At 50.9% G+C, this 18,414-nt stretch carries 21 protein-coding genes; 16 read left to right on the forward strand and 5 right to left on the reverse strand.

Going from position 1 to position 18,414, the window contains the following annotated elements; genetic code table 11:
* Window positions 1-82: 82 nt before the first annotated feature.
* From SPK40_RS03070 to SPK40_RS03115, 10 genes are all read left to right on the forward strand, one after another.
* The gene (locus SPK40_RS03070; RefSeq protein ID WP_330959392.1) at window positions 83-907 is read left to right on the forward strand and encodes a hypothetical protein; all 825 of its coding nucleotides are present in this window, start codon (window positions 83-85) and stop codon (window positions 905-907) included.
* Window positions 908-942: 35 nt separating this feature from the next.
* Complete coding sequence (locus tag SPK40_RS03075) at window positions 943-1,515, forward strand: DUF6151 family protein (RefSeq protein ID WP_330959393.1); 573 nt, start codon at window positions 943-945, stop codon at window positions 1,513-1,515.
* Window positions 1,512-2,105: a nucleotidyltransferase family protein gene (locus SPK40_RS03080; protein WP_330959394.1), complete on the forward strand. Its 594-nt coding sequence runs from the start codon at window positions 1,512-1,514 to the stop codon at window positions 2,103-2,105. Before SPK40_RS03075 ends, SPK40_RS03080 begins: the two co-directional genes overlap by 4 nt.
* Before the next feature lie 95 nt (window positions 2,106-2,200).
* Window positions 2,201-3,415: an MFS transporter gene (locus tag SPK40_RS03085; protein WP_330959395.1), complete on the forward strand. Its 1,215-nt coding sequence runs from the start codon at window positions 2,201-2,203 to the stop codon at window positions 3,413-3,415.
* A 196-nt stretch (window positions 3,416-3,611) separates the two neighbouring features.
* Entirely contained in the window at window positions 3,612-4,211 is a 600-nt protein-coding gene (locus SPK40_RS03090) for a DJ-1/PfpI family protein (RefSeq protein WP_330959396.1), read from the forward strand.
* A 3-nt stretch (window positions 4,212-4,214) separates the two neighbouring features.
* A complete protein-coding gene (locus tag SPK40_RS03095; protein WP_330959397.1) occupies window positions 4,215-4,952 on the forward strand; it encodes a PhzF family phenazine biosynthesis protein in 738 nt (245 codons plus the stop codon).
* Between the two features lie 95 nt (window positions 4,953-5,047).
* Entirely contained in the window at window positions 5,048-5,464 is a 417-nt protein-coding gene (locus tag SPK40_RS03100) for a GNAT family N-acetyltransferase (protein ID WP_248141659.1), read from the forward strand.
* Between the two features lie 32 nt (window positions 5,465-5,496).
* A complete protein-coding gene (locus SPK40_RS03105) occupies window positions 5,497-5,928 on the forward strand; it encodes a VOC family protein (RefSeq protein ID WP_330959398.1) in 432 nt (143 codons plus the stop codon).
* Complete coding sequence (locus SPK40_RS03110; RefSeq protein ID WP_330959847.1) at window positions 5,928-6,341, forward strand: NUDIX domain-containing protein; 414 nt, start codon at window positions 5,928-5,930, stop codon at window positions 6,339-6,341. The genes SPK40_RS03105 and SPK40_RS03110 overlap by 1 nt, the downstream gene beginning before the upstream one ends.
* Before the next feature lie 85 nt (window positions 6,342-6,426).
* Window positions 6,427-6,927 (forward strand): GNAT family N-acetyltransferase, encoded by a 501-nt coding sequence (locus tag SPK40_RS03115; protein WP_330959399.1) that lies wholly within the window; start codon window positions 6,427-6,429, stop codon window positions 6,925-6,927.
* Here SPK40_RS03115 and SPK40_RS03120 read toward each other — a convergent pair.
* On the reverse strand, window positions 6,875-7,780 hold the full coding sequence (locus tag SPK40_RS03120; RefSeq protein WP_330959400.1) for a LysR family transcriptional regulator: 906 nt from the start codon (window positions 7,778-7,780) through the stop codon (window positions 6,875-6,877). The two genes, SPK40_RS03115 and SPK40_RS03120, sit on opposite strands and share 53 nt — an antisense overlap.
* 116 nt (window positions 7,781-7,896) lie before the next feature.
* Here SPK40_RS03120 and kynA point away from each other — a divergent pair, with 116 nt between their 5' ends.
* From kynA to SPK40_RS03150, 6 genes are all read left to right on the forward strand, one after another.
* Window positions 7,897-8,775, forward strand: coding sequence for a tryptophan 2,3-dioxygenase (gene kynA, locus SPK40_RS03125; RefSeq protein ID WP_248140447.1), 879 nt, complete (start codon window positions 7,897-7,899; stop codon window positions 8,773-8,775).
* Window positions 8,768-9,397, forward strand: coding sequence for an arylformamidase (gene kynB / locus SPK40_RS03130; RefSeq protein WP_330959401.1), 630 nt, complete (start codon window positions 8,768-8,770; stop codon window positions 9,395-9,397). Before kynA ends, kynB begins: the two co-directional genes overlap by 8 nt.
* Window positions 9,398-9,423: 26 nt before the next feature.
* A complete protein-coding gene (gene kynU, locus SPK40_RS03135) occupies window positions 9,424-10,665 on the forward strand; it encodes a kynureninase (RefSeq protein ID WP_330959402.1) in 1,242 nt (413 codons plus the stop codon).
* 207 nt (window positions 10,666-10,872) lie between these two features.
* Window positions 10,873-11,736: an AraC family transcriptional regulator gene (locus SPK40_RS03140; RefSeq protein WP_330959404.1), complete on the forward strand. Its 864-nt coding sequence runs from the start codon at window positions 10,873-10,875 to the stop codon at window positions 11,734-11,736.
* A 104-nt stretch (window positions 11,737-11,840) separates the two neighbouring features.
* Window positions 11,841-12,230: a MarR family winged helix-turn-helix transcriptional regulator gene (locus SPK40_RS03145; RefSeq protein WP_330959405.1), complete on the forward strand. Its 390-nt coding sequence runs from the start codon at window positions 11,841-11,843 to the stop codon at window positions 12,228-12,230.
* The gene (locus tag SPK40_RS03150; RefSeq protein WP_330959406.1) at window positions 12,227-12,934 is read left to right on the forward strand and encodes an MliC family protein; all 708 of its coding nucleotides are present in this window, start codon (window positions 12,227-12,229) and stop codon (window positions 12,932-12,934) included. The genes SPK40_RS03145 and SPK40_RS03150 overlap by 4 nt, the downstream gene beginning before the upstream one ends.
* Window positions 12,935-13,029: 95 nt before the next feature.
* Here SPK40_RS03150 and SPK40_RS03155 read toward each other — a convergent pair whose 3' ends face one another.
* The 4 genes from SPK40_RS03155 to SPK40_RS03170 all read right to left on the reverse strand — a co-directional run bounded on the left by SPK40_RS03155 (window position 13,030) and on the right by SPK40_RS03170 (window position 18,345).
* Window positions 13,030-13,401 carry a hypothetical protein gene (locus SPK40_RS03155; RefSeq protein WP_248140441.1) on the reverse strand — a complete coding sequence of 124 codons (372 nt, stop codon included), beginning with the start codon at window positions 13,399-13,401 and terminating at the stop codon, window positions 13,030-13,032.
* Window positions 13,402-13,461: 60 nt separating this feature from the next.
* Window positions 13,462-15,159 (reverse strand): BCCT family transporter, encoded by a 1,698-nt coding sequence (locus SPK40_RS03160; RefSeq protein ID WP_248140440.1) that lies wholly within the window; start codon window positions 15,157-15,159, stop codon window positions 13,462-13,464.
* A gap of 242 nt (window positions 15,160-15,401) precedes the next feature.
* Window positions 15,402-17,435: a VIT and vWA domain-containing protein gene (locus tag SPK40_RS03165; protein ID WP_330959848.1), complete on the reverse strand. Its 2,034-nt coding sequence runs from the start codon at window positions 17,433-17,435 to the stop codon at window positions 15,402-15,404.
* A gap of 163 nt (window positions 17,436-17,598) precedes the next feature.
* Window positions 17,599-18,345, reverse strand: a complete 747-nt coding sequence (locus SPK40_RS03170; RefSeq protein ID WP_248140439.1) for a helix-turn-helix domain-containing protein — start codon at window positions 18,343-18,345, stop codon at window positions 17,599-17,601.
* Window positions 18,346-18,414: the final 69 nt, after the last annotated feature.

Genomic DNA, 18,414 nt, shown 5'->3' on the forward strand with positions numbered 1-18,414 from the left:
TAGTTGAGTATATATTGTCTGGCTTCTGTATGATCCGGAGTCAGCTGTGCGCACGTTTATTTCCTTTTCTTTGTTTTGTTTGATGTCTGCTTCTGTTATGGCATCGCCCGAAAACCTGATTTTACCAAAATGTCAGCAGGAAGAAGTCGTCAAAACGCCGATTACATTTTTTCTGTCGAAAGAAGTGAAAGATGATTATTCCCCGTATGTGCGGGAGGGCATGATTCAAAGCTGGATCAACAGGGCCAACCTGATTCTGAAGAATTCTTGTGTGCCGATGCATCGCACCTTGCATCAGATTGTTGAGGTGGATGAATTGAATTTACAGGAATTTGAGAGCATCAATGTGGTTCATTCGATGCTGGAATATTATGACCCGGAATCCATCAAGGAAATGACCCGAAAACCGAATCATTATTATGGCGTTATATTCAGCAGTAAACGTTCTGAAGCCTTGCCGCCGGAGCATTGCGGGATGACAAATAACCGCGTCTTTCCGCAGTTTTTTACCCTGGATATGGCCTGCGATAAAGACACGCTGGAGCATGAACTGGGGCATCTGGCCTGGGCTCAGCATGATATAGATACATTTTCAGCGCAGACGGAAATGACTCTGGATGAGGTCATTGAAACGACCCCGTCGCATTTAAAGCAATTCTTCAAATTTTATGCTTTTGGTTATCAATGCGCTGGTAAGGGGACCATCATGTCATACGCTGACGAGGTGCTGCCTGTTTATTCCAGTCCGGAAATTTCTTATCGCGGGATTCCCTGCGGAAACAAAAAGTTTGCCAATAATGCGTTACGTTTGAGAGAGTATGCAAAACATTTGCGTGCACGATTGGCGGTCAATTCAGAAAGAGTCATATCGCAGCACTCTGAAGAAAAACCGCCCGTCACACAATAATGCATCCGGGAATTATCAATCAGGGAGAGAGGGGTATGGCAACAATTCGTCTTGCTTGTGAATGCGGGGAAGTTCAGGGGACTGCACTGGTGCCTGCGCCATCGTCTGGTAATCGTGTGGTGTGCTATTGCAAGGATTGTCAGGCATTTGCTGAGCAGTTGAAACCGGAAAGAATCTTAACCGCACATCGCGGCACCGCGATTTTTCAACTCAGCCCTTCCAGCGTCCAATGGACAAAAGGGGCGGAACAGATTCGCTGTCTGCGTTTGACGCCGGACGGACTTTATCGCTGGTATGCAGGCTGTTGTCAGACCCCGCTTGCAAATACCCTGAAACCCGGTTTTCCATTCGTGGGACTGATTGAAACCGCGATTGTCCCTGAAGACAGAACTGAAGCGCATCTCGGACCGGTTCGCGCACATGCTTATCCGCAACATGCTGATCCTGTTTTGCCGGAAGAAATTCTGCGGACAAACCGGGTCTGGCCAATGATGATCCGGGTGATGCTGAAAATTCTGGGCTGGAAACTGACGGGGAAAGGCAAACCGAATCCTTTTTTCAACCTGGATGGTCAGCCGAAGGTCCCGCCGGAAATCGTGAATAAATGAGTCAGATGTTGAAACAGGAAGCCGAACTGGCAGACAGACTGTCGCAGTGGCTGCGACAGGATGATCTGCGTATGTCGGTGTTAGCCGTTGTAGAATCGCTGAACTTACCGCAAGCATATGTCGGGGCCGGGTTTGTCCGAAATCTGGTGTGGGATCATTTACATGGTTACAACCCGCCGACACCGCTCAATGATGTCGATGTGGTTTATTTCGACCCGTCTGAGCAGACACAGGAAAAAGCCTGGCAAACAGAAGCACAGCTGAACCGTGAATATCCGTTTGTGGTTTGGCAGGTTCGCAATCAGGCACTGATGCACACACGAAATGGCGATCAGCCGTATACCAGCACGATGGATGCCATCAGTTATTGGGTTGAATGTGAGACGGCTGTCGCGGCCCGCAGTGTGGCAGGAGAACTGGATATTATTGCCTGCTTTGGCCTGACATCTTTGTTTGCCGGCTGCCTGACGCACAATCCACGTCGTCCGTTCACGGCTTTTCAGACAAGAGTGGCAGAAAAACAGTGGCTCGAACACTGGCCCGGACTGAAAGTCGTGGTGCCGCATCAGCCCGAAGCGCCAACGGTGTGAGCGCTGAAGGCTGACTTCAGGGCCAAATGTTCATCCCGTGTGTCCTTGCTTTCTGGTATCGCGTCTCTGAATCAATCCATCGACTGGGTGAAGTTTTGAAAAATTTTCCGGCTTATATCGAATTTTTTACCAAGATGGCCAGTGCCATTTTTACGCTGTTACTGGGCAAACTTTTATACGATCAGACGAATAGTTTGTGGGCATTTGCCACAGCTTATGGCGGCGAATTTTTAATTGTCACGCTCATCCAGCTTTATGCCGGATCTTTTGCGGACCGATATGCACCGGCCCGGATACTGATTGCCATTAATGCACTGAGTGTGTCTGTGTTTCTTTTTCTGGCGATGAGCTATGACGTGCTCTATTCGGTCAGTTTATTGATTGCTGCCGCGATGGTGTATGTGTTCCGGCCATTTTACCGGACGTCTCTGTTTGTTCTGGTCAGAGAAATTGCTGCAAAAGATGAATTGAAAGTGGTAAATGGGCGCATGACATCAGCGTCTCAGCTTGGTCAGATCATTGGTTTATCACTAACCGGGTTATTTTTATCCTGGTACTCTGAAATTGCCGTTTTTTATCTGATGACACTGATCTATGGGTTCTGCTTCGTGCTGAGCCTTTCCATCTATCGCCGCCGCCGTTTCAACACCACAGCGGAAGCACAGGAAAAGCCTCAGCAGCTAAACTGGCATGATTTTGTTGATTTCATCAAAAGCGACCGGGCTTTCAGTGTTCGTCTGGCCAGCAGTTTCTCCATTGCTGCTTCATTGGGAGGTTTTTATCTACTGCTGGCGCCGCTGGTGGCTGCAAAATTTTCTGATGATACCGTCTGGTTGTCGTGGCTGAGCGTCAGCTATGCATCGGGTGCGATTCTGTCCGGGATACTGATGAAGCAATTCCATCGGAGTTTCCAGTCTCTTTCTTCCGATTTTCTCCTGATGCTGAATCAGGGTATCTCTGCTGTTGCATTCCTGTGCTACGGGCTGTTTGAACAATTGCTGTGGCTGCCGGTAATGCTGTTTTGTTTTGGCGCTTCGACTACGTTTGCAGCGGTGAGTCTCGCTTCGTTTTTGCAATCAAGGACACTCAGCGGTATTGCTGGCCGAACAGCCGCGACCCAGAATATCCTGATTGCGGCGGGCAATACATTCGTTGCATTTTATTGTTCATACCTGTTTGACTGGTCGTTTAACGCTGCAGCATTAGGACTGGCATTGCTCATCCTGGTATTGATGTGCTTCTTCTTTGGTGTGTTCAGGTTATATCCGGAATCAGAAACAGAAGCGACCCGAACTCTGGTCACGGAATAAAGCTGAAGTCTGCCCGAAAAGGCTATCCGAGCCGTTGATGAGGGGGGATTGCTTCTTTCAGCAGACCTGTTGAACCTGAAAATAAGATCGTCAATTTAGTGCTGGTAACCTTTTGTTCGTTCAAGTTAATCTGTTCCCGGACACAATTCAGGCAGTGATGCCGCAATGACGATAAAAGAGAGCAAGGGACAATGCTATGAAGATCGCCATCCTCACGTTTGACGGGTTTAATGAGCTTGATTCACTGATAGCCTATTCCATTCTTCACCGGGTGAAAGGGGAGCACTGGCAGGTACAGATCACCAGCCCCACACCGACAGTCACTTCCATGAATGGACTGAAAATTTCCGCACAACAGCCGCTTGCGTATGCCAATCAGGCGGATGCGGTGATTCTGGGCAGCGGCAGTTGTACCCGTCAGCTGGTTACCGATGAAAATTTATTAAATGCACTTTCGCTGAACCCGGACAGACAGCTGCTGGCTGCCCAGTGTTCGGGCGTATTGTGGTTACCGGCATTAGGCATTCAGAACCATCAGCCGGTTTGTACGGATCTGACCACGCAGCCCTGGGCAATGGATGCCGGACTGAAGGTACTGGAGCAGCCATTTCATGCCAGCCAGTCGGTTGCCACTGCTGGCGGATGCATGGCATCTCAGTATCTTTCAATGTGGCTGATTGCAAAATCTGCGGGTATCTCGTTTGCCAGAAATGCGATCCATTATGTTGCCCCAGTGGGAGAGAAAGAAGCGACGGTCAATCACTGCCTGTCTGTTATTGAACCTTATTTAGAGTAAATCATGGAAATCTATCAGGTATTTGGCAAGAGTGCGGATCGGGGCGGGAACATCATGGCTGTGTCGGATGTGGCCGAAAATCCGATGGACTCAGGTATTCCTGTGGTTGTTGTGATATCTGACAGCCACTGTGCCGATGTGCGTTTTCGCTTTTTTTATCCGGACTCGAAAGAAGCCCCAATTTGCGGACATGCATTGCTGGGAGCCGCCAGTCATCTGAAGTTATCCGTATTCTCGGTGGAAACCGGGACGGGGATCAGCCAGGTGCGAAAACAGGGTGATCAGGTGAGCGTCAGCATGGCGCCTTCTGTAGCCGTTCCGCCGAATTTTTCGGATGTGGCGGAGGCAGGCTGGTTCGGGTTATCACCCGCTCAGATGCTGGCACAAGGCATATTCAGTGCCGGAAAACCGAAATGGTGTATTGAGTTGGATAGTCTGGAAAGCCTCAATGCCGTTCATTTTGAGCTTGAAGCATTAGCTGCATGGAATCAGGGTAAAAACTTCAGCGGATATATTCTCTATACCCGCACTGAAGAAGGCATTTATGCCCGAGCGTCGAACCCGCTGTATAACATCCCGGAAGATCCCGCGTGCGCAGTCTGCTGTGCAGCTTTACCCTTCACGGATTTTCCTCAGGGGGTTCATATGGGATATCCGGCATATGACAATCTGATCCATCTGCACACAGAAGACGAAACGTTGTGGGTGGGCGGATATGTGTATCGCCGCAAAGGCGAATGAGAGTTGAAAAAGAGAACAGGGACGGTCACATGGAAGTCGCACCATTCATATCATCGGATTCAGTGAGTTCGCGGGAGAGGGTCAGTCTGAGGGAGATGACGATGGATGATTATCAGGCCGTGATGAATATCTGGTCTGAATCTGAAGGGTTATCTTTGCGGGATGCGGATTCACCGGAAAGCATTGGAGCTTATCTGGCGCGGAATCCGGGGACCAGTTTTGTGGCAGAACACCAGGGCAAGGTCGTGGGGACCGTACTGGCGGGAACCGACGGGCGCAGGGGATATCTGCAGCACCTGGCCGTTTCTGAGTCGCATCGTTCACAAGGGATTGGTCAGATGCTGATTGAAAAAGCCGTGGAAGGGCTGGCGGCGGCTGGTATTGCAAAAACGCATCTTTTTGTCTTTTGCGAGAATGAGGCGGCGCAGCGTTTTTATGAACGTCTGGGCTGGTTCGCTCGTGATGAAGTCCGGATGTATTCTTTTAATGCTTCAGACAATCAGAATGTCTGAACTTTTTATCCAGAGAACGGAAGGCTGAAGGTATGAAACAAGCCATAGTTCACGTTGCATTGTTGGTGAAAGACTACGATGAAGCGATTGATTTTTATGTGAATAAGCTGAAATTCGAATTGATTGAAGACAGCTATCAGCCAGAGCAGGACAAGCGCTGGGTGGTGGTTTCTCCGCCGGGTTCTGACGGTGTTGCACTGTTGCTGGCCAGAGCTTCCAAACCCGAGCAGATGGATTTTATCGGTAATCAGTCCGGCGGGCGCGTCTTTCTGTTTCTGAACACGGATGATTTCTGGCGTGACTATGAACGTATGGCCGCTGAGGGCATCCGTTTTGTACGTCCGCCAAGCGAGCAGGAATACGGCACGGTTGCGGTGTTTGAGGATTTGTACGGTAACCAGTGGGATTTGTTGCAACTTAATCCTGATCATGCGATGGCAACACGAGGCAGAACGAAACCATGATGCAAGATATTCATGACTGCGTGTCCTTTATGCTGATTCGCGATGAAGAGATACTGCTGGAAAAACGTAAACTCACCAAAGCGGTCGACCCGGGTTTAATGGCGATACCGGGCGGACATGTCGAAGCCGGTGAAACGCTGGAAGAGGCCTTACACCGCGAAGTTGAAGAAGAACTTACCGTTACGCCCGTTCGTTATTTTCCGTTGTGTACGCTGTACCATCCAACGCTGGAATTGCAGCGGTTGCACTATTACGTGGTAACTGATTGGACCGGCGAGATTTCGGCCCAAGAAGCTGAAGCAGTGATCTGGACGTCTTTACAGGAAACCGCACCGGCAACCATTGCTGCGGATAACATCGCGCTGGCGGAATATCGCCGGGTCGTTTTGCCGATGCTGGCCAATGCCGGATAGAGTTCGGAGAGAGACCTGATAGAGAAAAGAAACCAAGTCAGCACAGGGTTTGAAACCGGATTTTCAATTGAGGGGGAGTATGCGGATGGCAATCAGGCAGATGACAGCTGATGATGTCGGACAGGTTGAAGCGTTGGTCAAAGTATCGTTTATGGCTTGTGTTGCGACCAGCTTGCGCCCGGCAGGGATTCAGACTTTTTTCAAAGTTGCATCGAAGGAAGCATTGTTGCTGCGTCTTCAGGAAGACAATCTCATGCTGGTGTATGAAGAACAGGATGTGATTACAGGCATGGCTGAACTGAAACAGGGCGCCCATTTGTCCATGCTTTTTGTTTTACCGGAGTGGCAGGGCAAGGGGATTGCCCGGTGTCTGTTGCAGTCACTGTTGCCATATTGTCGGCATCCGGAGCTGACGGTGCGTTCCTCACTGAATGCGGTCTCTTTTTATGAATCTCAGGGCTTTCAGAAAAATGGCGGGCCTGCTGAACTTGCAGGCCTGCGCTATCAGCCTTTGTCGTTTGCCGTGCCGGAGACTACAGCGCCTGAAGGTCGCTCTTCTTCAGCGCTTTCGCAAAAGTCACAATAGGTGAATCTGGGCGTTCATCCTTTCGGATCAGGGCCTGCCAATGGATGTAAAGGCCCTGTTTTGTCACTTTGGCGGTGCTTAAACCGCCGCCCTTCAGATAAGGTTTGACAACCCAGGTCGGCATAATGGTGATGCCTGTGCCCGTTCTGACAAATTCAACAACCGCCTCTGTCACCCCAGCACGAATCACTTTAGGGGGCAGCAGCTGGTTTGGGCTGAACAATTGCTCATACTCCCGGCCGGGTCCGGGGGTCGTATGGTAGGTAATGTAAGTATTTGAGGCGATATCCTGCGGTGTGAGCCAGGTTTTGCCGGCATCCGGGTGATGGTCGGGCATGACAGCTACCATTTCGTCCCGGAACAATTTGAAAGTGCGGAATCCGGTTTGGGTAATCGTGCCGGAAACAATCGCGAGATCAATCGTGCCATTGCGTAACGCGGTAAACGGGTCAAGGGAAACATCCGGAATGATTTCGACGGCATAGCTTGGATATGTTTCGCCAAACTGTTTGATAAAAGGGGGCAGCCAGTGATATCCCCCGAACACTTCATTGCCGACCCGAATGACATGTTCAATACCGACCGATAGCTTATCGATATCATTTTCAGCCCTTTCCAGCTCACTGAGCACGACGGATGCGGATAACAGCAGCCGCTGGCCCGCGCTAGTCGGAATCAGTTTTTTATGTTGCCGGTAAAACAGCTCGGTATTGAGCAATCTTTCTGCTTCCCGGATCCGGTGGCTGAGCGCCGACTGAGTGAGCCCGATTTCGCTGGCGGCTTCTGACACACTGCCTGCTTTTGCCACAGCCATAACCATTTGTAAGTGACGGGTACTGATTTTTGTCGCCATATCGTATGAAAAAAATGAATGGATTTTGATTATTTTATGAAATTTACAGGCAAAAAAGCGTTTCGTAAACTTGTTAATGAAAGGTTAAGTGACCTCTGATAATAAGGACATATGCTATGAGTGAAGTGGATAAGGCACAGGACGCGCCAAAGCTGAAAGTGGATCTGGCCAATGAGAAAGTGCATTGGGATCAGGACATGAGCTATGGCCAGTATCTTGCCCTGGAGCCGTTGTTATCCTGCCAGCACCCGGTCACGGAACAACATGATGAAATGCTGTTTGTCATCATCCATCAGGTTTCTGAATTATGGATGAAACTGTGTTTGCATGAAGCCTATGCGGCGGTTGAGAATATCCGTCAGGATAAACTTCGTCCGGCGTTCAAGATGATGAGTCGCCTCACACGAATTCAGTCTCAGATGCTGAATGCCTGGGAAGTACTGGCGACGATGACGCCGGCAGATTATGCCAGTTTCCGCGATGAGCTGGGGCAGAGCTCCGGGTTCCAGTCGTATCAGTACCGCGAACTGGAATTCTTGCTGGGGAACAAGAACGAAGCCATGATTCAGGCCCATCGCGCTCATCCGAAATATTATGATCATCTGAAAACTGTGCTGCATGCGCCAAGTATTTACGACGTTACCCTGCAGTTGTTGAAAGATCGCGGTTTTGACGTACCGGATTCCCATCTTAATCGTGACTTCGCACAGCCCTATCAGTCCAGTGAGGCCGTTGAGCGTATCTGGGCTCAGATTTATAACCACAGTAACGAATACTGGGATCTGTACGAGCTGGCAGAAAAGCTGGTGGACATGGAATTCAATTTTCAGAAATGGCGCTTCAGTCACATGAAAACCGTGGAGCGCATCATTGGCTATCGTCGCGGAACGGGCGGTACGTCCGGGGTGAAATACCTGACCAAAGCGCTGGATTTGCAATTCTTCCCAGAGTTGTGGTCGGTCCGTACGTCGATTGAAGGGCCGAAACATGATTAAGATTTGGGATATTTCGCAAACGTTGCGGAAAGGCTTACCAGTCTGGCCCGGAGATACCGAGTTTTCTTCGCATTTTCACTGGGAAATGAGTGCCGAGTGTCCGGTGAATGTCGGTCAGTTTACCCTGTCGACCCATTCGGGCACGCATGCGGATGCGCCGGTTCATTATGATGCCAAAGGGAAAACCATGGCAGCGGTCAGCCTGGAATATTACATCGGCCCCTGCGTGGTGGTGGATGCAACTCAGGCGGTTGGGTGGGTGAAACCGCAGGACATCATCAGCCAGTTGCCGGATCAGCTTGAGCGGGTCATTCTGAAAACCTACTCGCAATTTCCGCACAACCAATGGGTTACTGATTTTACGGCGGTGGCTGCGGAAACCATCGATTTACTGGCAGAACGGGGTGCGTGCCTGATTGGGATTGATAGCCCGTCACTGGATCCGCAGACGTCTAAATTCATGCGTGCGCACCATGCCGTCAGGCGCCATGGGATGGCGATTCTGGAGGGGCTGGTTTTAGATGATGTACCCCCGGGCGATTACGAGCTGATTGCACCGCCACTGAAGCTGGATGCGCTGGATGCGTCTCCGGTTCGGGCACTGCTGCGCAGTGTGGTGTAAGGCATCATTTCAAGGAGTAAAGTCACATGCAAACACTGGACAGAGCCTATTTTGAATCGCTGGATCAGGTTGATCCGCTGGCTGAATATCGCGGGCAGTTTGAGCTGCCGGCAGGCCATATTTACCTCAACGGGAACTCGCTGGGCGTCTTGCCGAAAGCCGCAAAAGAAAAAGCCCGGGAAGTGGTGGAAGAACAGTGGGGTCAAGGCTTAATCCGCAGCTGGAACATCCATGACTGGATTCATATTCCGCGCCGTGTCGGTGACAAGATCGCCGGTCTGATTGGGGCTGAACCGGGCGAAGTGATCGTGGCCGATTCGACATCGGTGAATCTGTTCAAACTGGCTGCCGCAGCGGTCAAACTGAATGCCGGTCGCAGCAAAATTTTGTCTGAGCCCGGTAACTTCCCGACAGATTTATATATTCTGCAGGGCCTGGAAAGTTTCATGGATGGCAAGGTACGCCTGGTCACAGAGTCGCGCGACCGCATCATGGACGCGATTGATGAAGAGACCGCCGTGGTGGTGCTGACTCATGTGCACTACAAAAGCGGTGCGATGTTCGATATGGCGGCAATCACGGCCAAGGCCCATGAAAAAGGCGCATTGATCATCTGGGATCTCAGCCACAGCACCGGCGCGGTGCCGGTGGCATTGAATCAGGTGGGTGCCGATTTTGCAGTGGGTTGCGGTTACAAGTATCTGAACGGCGGCCCGGGTGCGCCGGGTTTCCTGTTTGCCGCGAAACGTCATCTGGCACATCTGGAGCAACCGCTGAGCGGCTGGTTTGGTCACACGAATCCATTTGCCATGCGCGACGAATATGAGCCTGCACCAGGGATTGAAAGAACCTTGTGTGGTACCACCTCTGTGGTCTGCGCGAGTTTGCTGGAAGTGGGCGTCGACATCATGGCCTCTGCTGACATGAACCTGATCCGCGAAAAATCGCTGCGGATGGGGCAGTTGTTTATGGAGCTGATTGAATTGCGGTGCGGTCAGTTTGGTTTCGGGATTGTTTCTTCCAAAGATCCGGCAGTGCGCGGGAGTCAGGTCTCTCTGACCCATGAACAGGGGTTTGCCATCATGCAGGCGTTGATTGCCCGCAATATCATCGGTGATTTCCGGGCGCCAAATATTTTGCGTTTCGGATTTACGCCGCTTTATGTTCGCTATGTCGATTTGTGGGATTGTGTCGATGTGCTGGTGGACATCATGACTCATGGCCTGTGGGATAAGGCAGAATTTAAAAAACTGACCGCAGTGACCTGAGACGTCTTTTCATAACGCGATGATAAGAACGCTGATGAATCATCGGCCTGTAAATTGTTACGAGACTGGTAGTTGTGAACAGCCGGGTGCCGAGAGGCCCCGGCTTGTTTGTTGATGCCTGAAGAGTATCCTGAATGAGCGCAAGAATGGTCAGGCATACCGCGGGGAAGATTTGTATGATGGTGGCTCGGATGACCGGAGAAAATCATGACTGATTATCATCAAACGTTGAGCCGGGTGCTGGACGAGATCGACAGAAACCTGGAGCAGTCGCTGACACTGGCGCAGTTAAGCGAGGTTACCTGTTTATCGCCTTTTCATTTTCACCGTTTATTTTCATCAATGCTGGGCATGCCATTGAATGGGTATATCCGGCAGCTCCGCCTCAAACGTGCGGCTTATCAACTGGTATATCGGCCAGAACATCGCATCACGGACATCGCATTTGCGGCAGGTTATCAAAATGCGGAATCTTTCTCCCGGGCATTCCGGCAGGTATTTGGTCAGAGCCCCACGATATTTCAGGCAAATCCTGACTGGGAATACTGGCAGACATTGCAACAACCACTTTCGAATGTCAGGAAAAAGAACATGACCGATAAATTACCAGAAACAGAAATTGTCGAATTCCCCGAAATTCAGCTTGCTGTCTTTGAACACAAAGGTGACCCTGTCACTATTGGGTCAAGCATCCAGCGTTTTATTGCCTGGCGAAAGTCAGTTGGCCTGCGGCCCGATATCAGCCGGACGTTCAACCTGCTTTACGATGATCCGGAAGCAACACCGGCAGATGAATACCGGTTTGATCTAGCCGCTGAGGTCAAGCACTCAATGGCGGATGACGCTGCCGGAATCGTCAGTAAAACGATCCCGACCGGGCGGTATGCCAGAGTCAGACACATTGGCTCAGATGAGTGCCTGGCACCTGTCGTGCAGGCGTTGTATGGCCGGTGGTTTCCCGAAAGCGGAGAATCTTTGGCAGATTTTCCGTTGATCTTTGAACGTGTCCGCTTTTTTCCGGATGTTGCGGAGCATGAAGCGGTGACAGATATTTATCTGCCCCTGAAATAAAAATTGCTTGATAACACACCAGTTGTTGATCAATACTTGATTCATCAAGTATTGATTATATCGAGGTGTTTATGTCTGCAATGAGTCCGCAGGGTCAGCTATTTATGGAACTGACTTTAATCCAAACCAAACTGATGAAAAATATTGACCGGAAGCTCAGTGCTCACGGGATCAGTGTGTCTGAATTTTTTGTACTGCATCAGCTCAGTGAAACTGCAGGTCAGTCAATGAGCCGGGTAGTACTGGCGGAAGCGGTGGGTTTAACGGCATCTGGTGTGACACGGCTGCTGAATCCAATGGAGAAAAACCATTTGGTGGAGAAAGAGAAAAACAGCCGGGATGCCAGAGTCAGCTTGGTGAAACTCACACCAACCGGACAAGAGATTTACCGGGATGCTCTGGTCAGTTTTAACCATGGTGCTGAAGCGATGGCTGAAGGGATGACTACAAGCCAGCTGAACCAGATGACGGGCCTGCTCAGTAAATTGAAATGAATCCGCTGCCGGTGCTGAATGCTTTTCTGACGGATGAAATTCTATTGCCTATAGTTGAGTTTGTAACAGGCAGTTCAGCGCCGGAGGCGGAAAAAGTGAAAAAAGTGAAAGTCGGCTGGGTCGTTTTCAGTGTCATAGCCACTGGCGTGCTGGTGTATACGCAGGCGAAATCGGCTCAGCCTTCATTTGATTGCAGTGCTGTTCGAGCCGGCAGTATTGAAGCGATGATTTGTCAGGATGAAAGGTTGTCTGCGCTGGATAAACAATTGGCGGATGTGTATCAGCAAGCAACAGCAAAAGCGACGAATGAGCATCCCCCGGTGTTGAAAGCGGAGCAAAGAGGCTGGATCAAAGGCCGGAATGAATGCTGGAAAGCTGATGCTCAACATCGATGTGTCGAGCAGGAATACCAGCGCCGGATTGCAGAGCTGCAGGCGAAATACGCGCTGATTAAAGCAACACAGACCGTGTTTTATCGGTGCGAGGATCAGCCGGGCAGTGAAGTCATTGCAACTTACTATCCGACAGACCCGGCATCCTTGATTGCCGAACGCGGCGACCGCGTGTCACTGATGTTTCTGCAGGAAAGCGGCAGTGGGACAAAATATGTCGGACGCAATGAAAGCTTGTGGGAGCATCAGGGAGAGGTGAAGGTCACCTGGGGTTACGGCACCCATGCCCTGACATGTAAAGCCTATCAATAGCAGTGGGCTTGGAAATACAGATCTGCTGTGACTTATTTTCTCTGGCGGCCGATTCTCTCTGGCTGTTCTGTCCGGGTGTACTGTCTGATCTCTATTTACAGCGCGATATAGACCAGAATGGCGCCAAACAAAGCAGTGAACACACCGCCTGCTCGTCCTTGAATTTCACTCAGTTCTACCGCCCAGCTGATCAGCTTTTTAAAATTCGCTCTGCCCAGGGTCATTAAAAACAGTGCGGCAATAATGGCAATCCAGCCTAAAGCGGCCACCAGCAATGGATAATCACTCTGGTCTGCATATTCAATCAGGAGGTAGCCGATCAGTAAGCGTGCGACGACGGCGACAATCTGAAGCCAGAGCTGTTTTTTATGATGGGCCAGAAAATCGAGAATCAGCCTCGGTTCTGCGGCCAGAATTAGTCCCATCCCTGAAATGAATACACCGATCATTCCAATCAGAAGACGCATGTTGCTCTCCGTGTGTAAATAGGGCCGCAGGGATTCGGCCCCTGTAATTGCAATTTCATGTCAGAGCCTTGAGGGGTGACTGTCGGGATCGCCTTCGTCATGCGGTTTGTCGTCATGAGAAACCCCGTGTTCTTCCGGCGCTTCCTGATCCCAGGAGCCGTCTTCGGTCCAGGGGTCATCCTCGGGCAGCTCTTCGATATAGATTTCTTTATCTTCGAAGTCAGGCTGATAACGCAGATCAAAGTGCGCAGCACGGATGATGGAGACACATAAAAGCAATGCCACGATGAGCAGGGGCACGCCACCAATGACGCTGGCGGTTTGCAGGGTGTCCAGTCCGCCCAGGAACATCAGCGTAATCGGCATCACGGATAGTGCGAATGCCCAGAACAGCCGGTTCCAGCGAGCCGGTTCTTCATCAATTTCTTTTTGCACCACGGCGGCGAGAATATAAGAAATCGAGTCAAATGTGGTGGCTGTGAAGATCACGGCCAGAATGGTAAATGCCAGGATCACCAGCTTGCTCAATGCGAGCGTGTGCAGCATGGCAAAAATTGCCGTGGTGGCACCCTCCTGATTCAGAATGGTAATCACATCTAATTTTTCTGACAGCTGGAGGTAGATGCCGTAGTTACCCATGATCATGAAGAACAGGAAGCAGCCGAGTGTGCCGTAAAAAATAGAACCGACGACCATGGTTTTAATGGTGCGTCCCCGGGAAATACGTGCGATAAACAGGCCGACACTGGGTGCGAAGACCAGCCACCAGGCCCAGTAGAAAATGGTCCAGTCCTGAGGGAAGTGGGTATCCGGAAACTGCCGGAACTGGGCAAATGGCTCAGTCCAGGTTGCCATTTCAAACAGGTTATTGATCATCCTGCCGAGTGCATCCACCCCGGTATTCAGCATGAAGAGGGTTGGGCCAGTAATGAAAATAAACAGCAGAATGCCGACGGCCAGCCACATGTTGATGTTCGAGAGCATCTGAATCCCTTTTTTCAGCCCGGCATAGGCGCTGTAACCAAAAATGGCAGTACAGATGATGAGCACTACGATTTGGGTATACAGGTTATTGGGAACACCCAGCAGTTCATGAATCCCCTGATTAATCAGCGGTGCTGCGAGGCCCAGTGTTGTGGCGCCGCCGCCTAACATCCCGAAGATAAAGAACACATCGATCAGTTTCCCCAGCCAGCCTCGGGCCCGTTCATCACCCAGCACCGGCATCAGCGCTTCACTGATTTTCAGCACACTATGGTTCCGGACGTAGTAGAAGTAGGCGATTGGCAGGGCAGGGATCAGATAAATCGACCAGGCCAGGGGCCCCCAGTGAAAGATGCCGTAAGTGACAGCCCATTTGGCGGCTTCGTGGGTTTCTCCCGGAATATCAAAAGGGGGCGTTTGGTAGTAATAGGCCCACTCGATCATCGACCAGTACAAAATTGAAGCGCCAATCCCGGAACAGAACAGCATCGCGGCCCAGGAAAGGGTGGAAAATTCCGGATCCTCTTCCGGTGTACCCAGCTTGATTTGCCCGATGTCGCTGAAAATCACGTAAACCATGAAGATGAAAGCGCCAAGGCCGAGGATCAGGTAGAGCACACCGAGTTGATCGGTCACGAAATCTTTTGCATTTCGGACCCAGGCGGCACCGGTATCCGGGAAAAAGATTAAAGGAAGAGTGACGGCGAAAAGTAAAAATAAAGAACCAAAAAAAGTTGGCTTATCAATGATGTCATTGAATTTGGTCGAGGACATCTGAACCTCCGCATTTTTTTGGGGGGAATCTCCGTTGCGGCCACTTTTCGGCACATTCCTGATGATGTTTGATGCAGGTTCTGAGCCGATGAAAAGAAAAGTACCCGTCAGAAAAAGCTTTAGTTGAGTGCTGATTATAGTTGAGTGCCAAGGGATTGATGCTTCAAAGGTGAGTTTGGCCGGAGATGAGCAGCGAGAAGCCAGCGAGGGCTGGCTTCTTGAGAGACGTGTAATTTCTGAGGTTATCCTTGATGTCGTCTGACTCGCCTCGCGGTGAAGCCGAGCAGAGCAAACAGGGCAAATCCGTTCAGGCTGCCGCCGCTGCCCGAAGAATAACTGGGCGCAGACTGATGAAACATCGGTTGAGCGTGATCCGCCTGGGTTGGGGCGGCATTGGCCTGCCCGCGTTGCTGACGTGCCAGCTGCTCTTTTTCAACCCGCTGTTTGTTCTGGCGCTTGATGCCCAATTGTTCGAAGACTTCATCTTCAACCACCAGCAGAGACGTGTAGTCGGTCAGCAGGCCATATTCGACCGCCAGGGATTCAATCGCCTGCTCCATATCGCTGTCTTTCTGTTCCAGATAGTTCATCTGATCTTCCAGATCGCGAATGGCAGAGAAAGCCCACAGCCGTTCAATTTCAGGGTTCATCAGAGCGCTTTCAGGCAAATTGATCTCGGTTTTGTATTCACGTTTCTGACCGTTCACTGTGGCGGAAAGCGTGATGCGGGTTTGACCGGGCTTAAAATAATGGCCGAACACTGTCAACTGTTCACCCCGATATAAGCTGTTGATCTGTGCCGGGGTCAGGTCTTTGATTTTTACGCCATCAATGTCAAGCTGCACATTGCGATAGGCCTGATGTGTCAGCTTGCTGGTGACGTTCATCAGATGACCTAACATGTCATCGGCGGTAGACACTGAAATCGCAAATCCGTTTGAGACTTTGGTCATCGGCTCCAGCAGCGGCGTATTGGCACTGTTCCCCATGATGAAGGTGTACAGGCGCACATCGTATTTTTGCATCAGTTTCAGGAATTCACGCTTCGCAGTCGTCCCGACATTGGCCACGCCATCAGTGACGAGCACGATGCCGGACGGGCGATCAGCGTCGAGATGGCTGACGGCGCTTTCAATGCCTTCATATAAGTTGGTACCGCCGTCTGGCTGATACCGGTTCACTGAGGCGATGGCGTTTTGGATGTTCTCTGCCGTGACTGGTAAAAAGCCCTTGGTTGCCATATGGGCACTGTCGTCAAACATGATGATCCGGAAACGATCGTCGGCTGGCAGTTTATCCAGGCCACGCTCAACCCCGTTGACCAGTGTGCTGTAGTCACCGGTCATGGAGCCGGATTTGTCCAGCACGAATGTCCAGTCGCGACCCTGCGAAATGACGCCTAAGTCATCACCCGGCGTGAATGTGAGTTTGACCGTGCCGCGCGAACTGCGTTGCGGGTCGCGATAGGCAATCATATCCAGACGACCGGGCAATCCGTCTTTCAGCCGCCAGTAAACCACGATGTCCTGATCCAGTCTGAAAGGACGGTTGACCGCCTGAGCTTCGTTTGCTTCAGTTGTTTGCTGTTGCGACTGATTGGTGATTTCACTGTACCAGACCGTTTGCCCGTCTTGCTGGGACTGACTGATCAGCGCCTGAGGGTGGGCAGGCAAACGCAGGCCATCGACCGGATAAGCCGACTTGACGGTGACATTGAACGTGAATGCTTCTTCGACCCGATCATTGCGTGTCCAGAAAGACGCTGCCTGTTCATCCACACCACCTTCTTCCATCGGATAAACGTAACGTCCGACACCGTGATCCAGCAGGGCATCCTGCACGTACACCAGCTTCACTTTGACCTGCTGCTGCGGCTGAACCGGGAAAACTCGCATTTCAAAGGTCTTGAAGCTGTTCTTTTCTGTCAGAGCGGTTGCGTTCCCCTGATCTTTCTGTTCGTTGTAGATTGCCCTGGCTTTGTCTTTCGCGACTGCTTCGGCAATGACAGGCTTGCCGTTGATCCAGTACACGAATTCACCGACAACGGCTTTTTGCGGAACGGGAAAAGTGTAGAGGGCTTCCAGTTCGGTATCATTCGGGTTGAAGAATTCCTGCTCAATACTGGTGGTTGCGTAGCCGTCTTCAATCACGACACTGACGTGATGGGACTGAATCTTTAAATCCTGATACTGGCTTTGCACCGGTTTCAGCAGGCCGCTGGCCAAAGCTGCCGGACAGACAAAAACGACAGCAATGAAGAGAAATACGGACAGCATGTTCTTTGCAATGTTTGCGAGTGATCGATGGTGTGACATGAGTGCCTCCTATGCAGTTCGCGGTCAGACCACAATGTGTACGCAGGGAAGCTTGGCGGAACTTGATAGAATCGAACAGCGTTAAATTACAGGTTACTTCTCATGAGACCTGAGGTGCCACAGGTTATGACTTTGGTGCCGGATGGAATTCATCGAACAGAGGAAACTGCCAGCGACGAATCGCAAGAATCATGGACGTCCCGTGTCGGGCATCCATACTCAGGTTCTCATCATCCCGGCAGGTCGCATAAAATTCGCTGACCAGTTTCTGTAGGCGTTGCTGCATTCTCTGATTGCTCGGGAGCGACATGAGCCCGGTTGTCATCACCAGTTTTTCGCCGTCGTCGTTGAAGTGACTGGCAAAAAACTCTTTCTGGACCTGCTGCTGGAAAAAACACTGAATCGGGCCGCCGGCAAGCCAGGAAAAGGACGGGGAGATTTTCAGCCGGATGCGGTTATTTGCCTGTAATTCAATAATCCTGAGCCGGTCCAATTGTGCCAGCTTTTGAATCAGTTCCGGGGCTGAAAAATGATACTGTTCCAGAATGTCGGCAAAGCGGTAGCCGTTCAGCACACAGACGGCCACCAGCAGTAACGCTTTATCTTCAACCAGCTGTTTTTCCTGCTCATGGGTCAGCGATTGCAACCCGGACTCACTTGACGCAGTTAGCTGAAAAAGTTCAGCCATGTCCATACCCATGAGCTGGCAGATTTTTTCCAGCCGCTCCAGACTGATACTGCTGCCATCTGCCAGTAACCGCTTCACCGAGCCTTCGCTCAGTGCCAGAGTACGGGCGATGTCCTGATATTGAACGCCATGTAATTTGAGTTGCTTTTTGAGTTCAGAGACCAGCTGGTAGCATTCGGACATGTAATTTTCTCTTTTGGGGCGAAATGTAATTCAACAATGCTAACCGATTGTATGCAAACAGAGTTTGGC

It is taken from the genome of Photobacterium sp. 53610, assembly GCF_036409375.1.
In the GTDB taxonomy this organism is placed as follows: Bacteria; Pseudomonadota; Gammaproteobacteria; order Enterobacterales; family Vibrionaceae; genus Photobacterium.

What these genes read in the sequence shown, in the direction of transcription:
- SPK40_RS03070 (WP_330959392.1), top strand. Translation starts at nt 83, where the DNA reads ATGTCTGCTTCTGTTATGGCATCGCCCGAAAACCTGATTTTACCAAAA.
- SPK40_RS03075 (WP_330959393.1), top strand. Translation starts at nt 943, where the DNA reads ATGGCAACAATTCGTCTTGCTTGTGAATGCGGGGAAGTTCAGGGGACT.
- SPK40_RS03080 (WP_330959394.1), top strand. Translation starts at nt 1,512, where the DNA reads ATGAGTCAGATGTTGAAACAGGAAGCCGAACTGGCAGACAGACTGTCG.
- SPK40_RS03090 (WP_330959396.1), top strand. Translation starts at nt 3,612, where the DNA reads ATGAAGATCGCCATCCTCACGTTTGACGGGTTTAATGAGCTTGATTCA.
- SPK40_RS03095 (WP_330959397.1), top strand. Translation starts at nt 4,215, where the DNA reads ATGGAAATCTATCAGGTATTTGGCAAGAGTGCGGATCGGGGCGGGAAC.
- SPK40_RS03100 (WP_248141659.1), top strand. Translation starts at nt 5,048, where the DNA reads ATGACGATGGATGATTATCAGGCCGTGATGAATATCTGGTCTGAATCT.
- SPK40_RS03105 (WP_330959398.1), top strand. Translation starts at nt 5,497, where the DNA reads ATGAAACAAGCCATAGTTCACGTTGCATTGTTGGTGAAAGACTACGAT.
- SPK40_RS03110 (WP_330959847.1), top strand. Translation starts at nt 5,928, where the DNA reads ATGCAAGATATTCATGACTGCGTGTCCTTTATGCTGATTCGCGATGAA.
- SPK40_RS03115 (WP_330959399.1), top strand. Translation starts at nt 6,427, where the DNA reads ATGGCAATCAGGCAGATGACAGCTGATGATGTCGGACAGGTTGAAGCG.
- SPK40_RS03120 (WP_330959400.1), bottom strand. Translation starts at nt 7,780, where the DNA reads ATGGCGACAAAAATCAGTACCCGTCACTTACAAATGGTTATGGCTGTG.
- kynA (WP_248140447.1), top strand. Translation starts at nt 7,897, where the DNA reads ATGAGTGAAGTGGATAAGGCACAGGACGCGCCAAAGCTGAAAGTGGAT.
- kynB (WP_330959401.1), top strand. Translation starts at nt 8,768, where the DNA reads ATGATTAAGATTTGGGATATTTCGCAAACGTTGCGGAAAGGCTTACCA.
- kynU (WP_330959402.1), top strand. Translation starts at nt 9,424, where the DNA reads ATGCAAACACTGGACAGAGCCTATTTTGAATCGCTGGATCAGGTTGAT.
- SPK40_RS03140 (WP_330959404.1), top strand. Translation starts at nt 10,873, where the DNA reads ATGACTGATTATCATCAAACGTTGAGCCGGGTGCTGGACGAGATCGAC.
- SPK40_RS03145 (WP_330959405.1), top strand. Translation starts at nt 11,841, where the DNA reads ATGGAACTGACTTTAATCCAAACCAAACTGATGAAAAATATTGACCGG.
- SPK40_RS03150 (WP_330959406.1), top strand. Translation starts at nt 12,227, where the DNA reads ATGAATCCGCTGCCGGTGCTGAATGCTTTTCTGACGGATGAAATTCTA.
- SPK40_RS03155 (WP_248140441.1), bottom strand. Translation starts at nt 13,401, where the DNA reads ATGCGTCTTCTGATTGGAATGATCGGTGTATTCATTTCAGGGATGGGA.
- SPK40_RS03160 (WP_248140440.1), bottom strand. Translation starts at nt 15,159, where the DNA reads ATGTCCTCGACCAAATTCAATGACATCATTGATAAGCCAACTTTTTTT.
- SPK40_RS03165 (WP_330959848.1), bottom strand. Translation starts at nt 17,435, where the DNA reads ATGCTGTCCGTATTTCTCTTCATTGCTGTCGTTTTTGTCTGTCCGGCA.
- SPK40_RS03170 (WP_248140439.1), bottom strand. Translation starts at nt 18,345, where the DNA reads ATGTCCGAATGCTACCAGCTGGTCTCTGAACTCAAAAAGCAACTCAAA.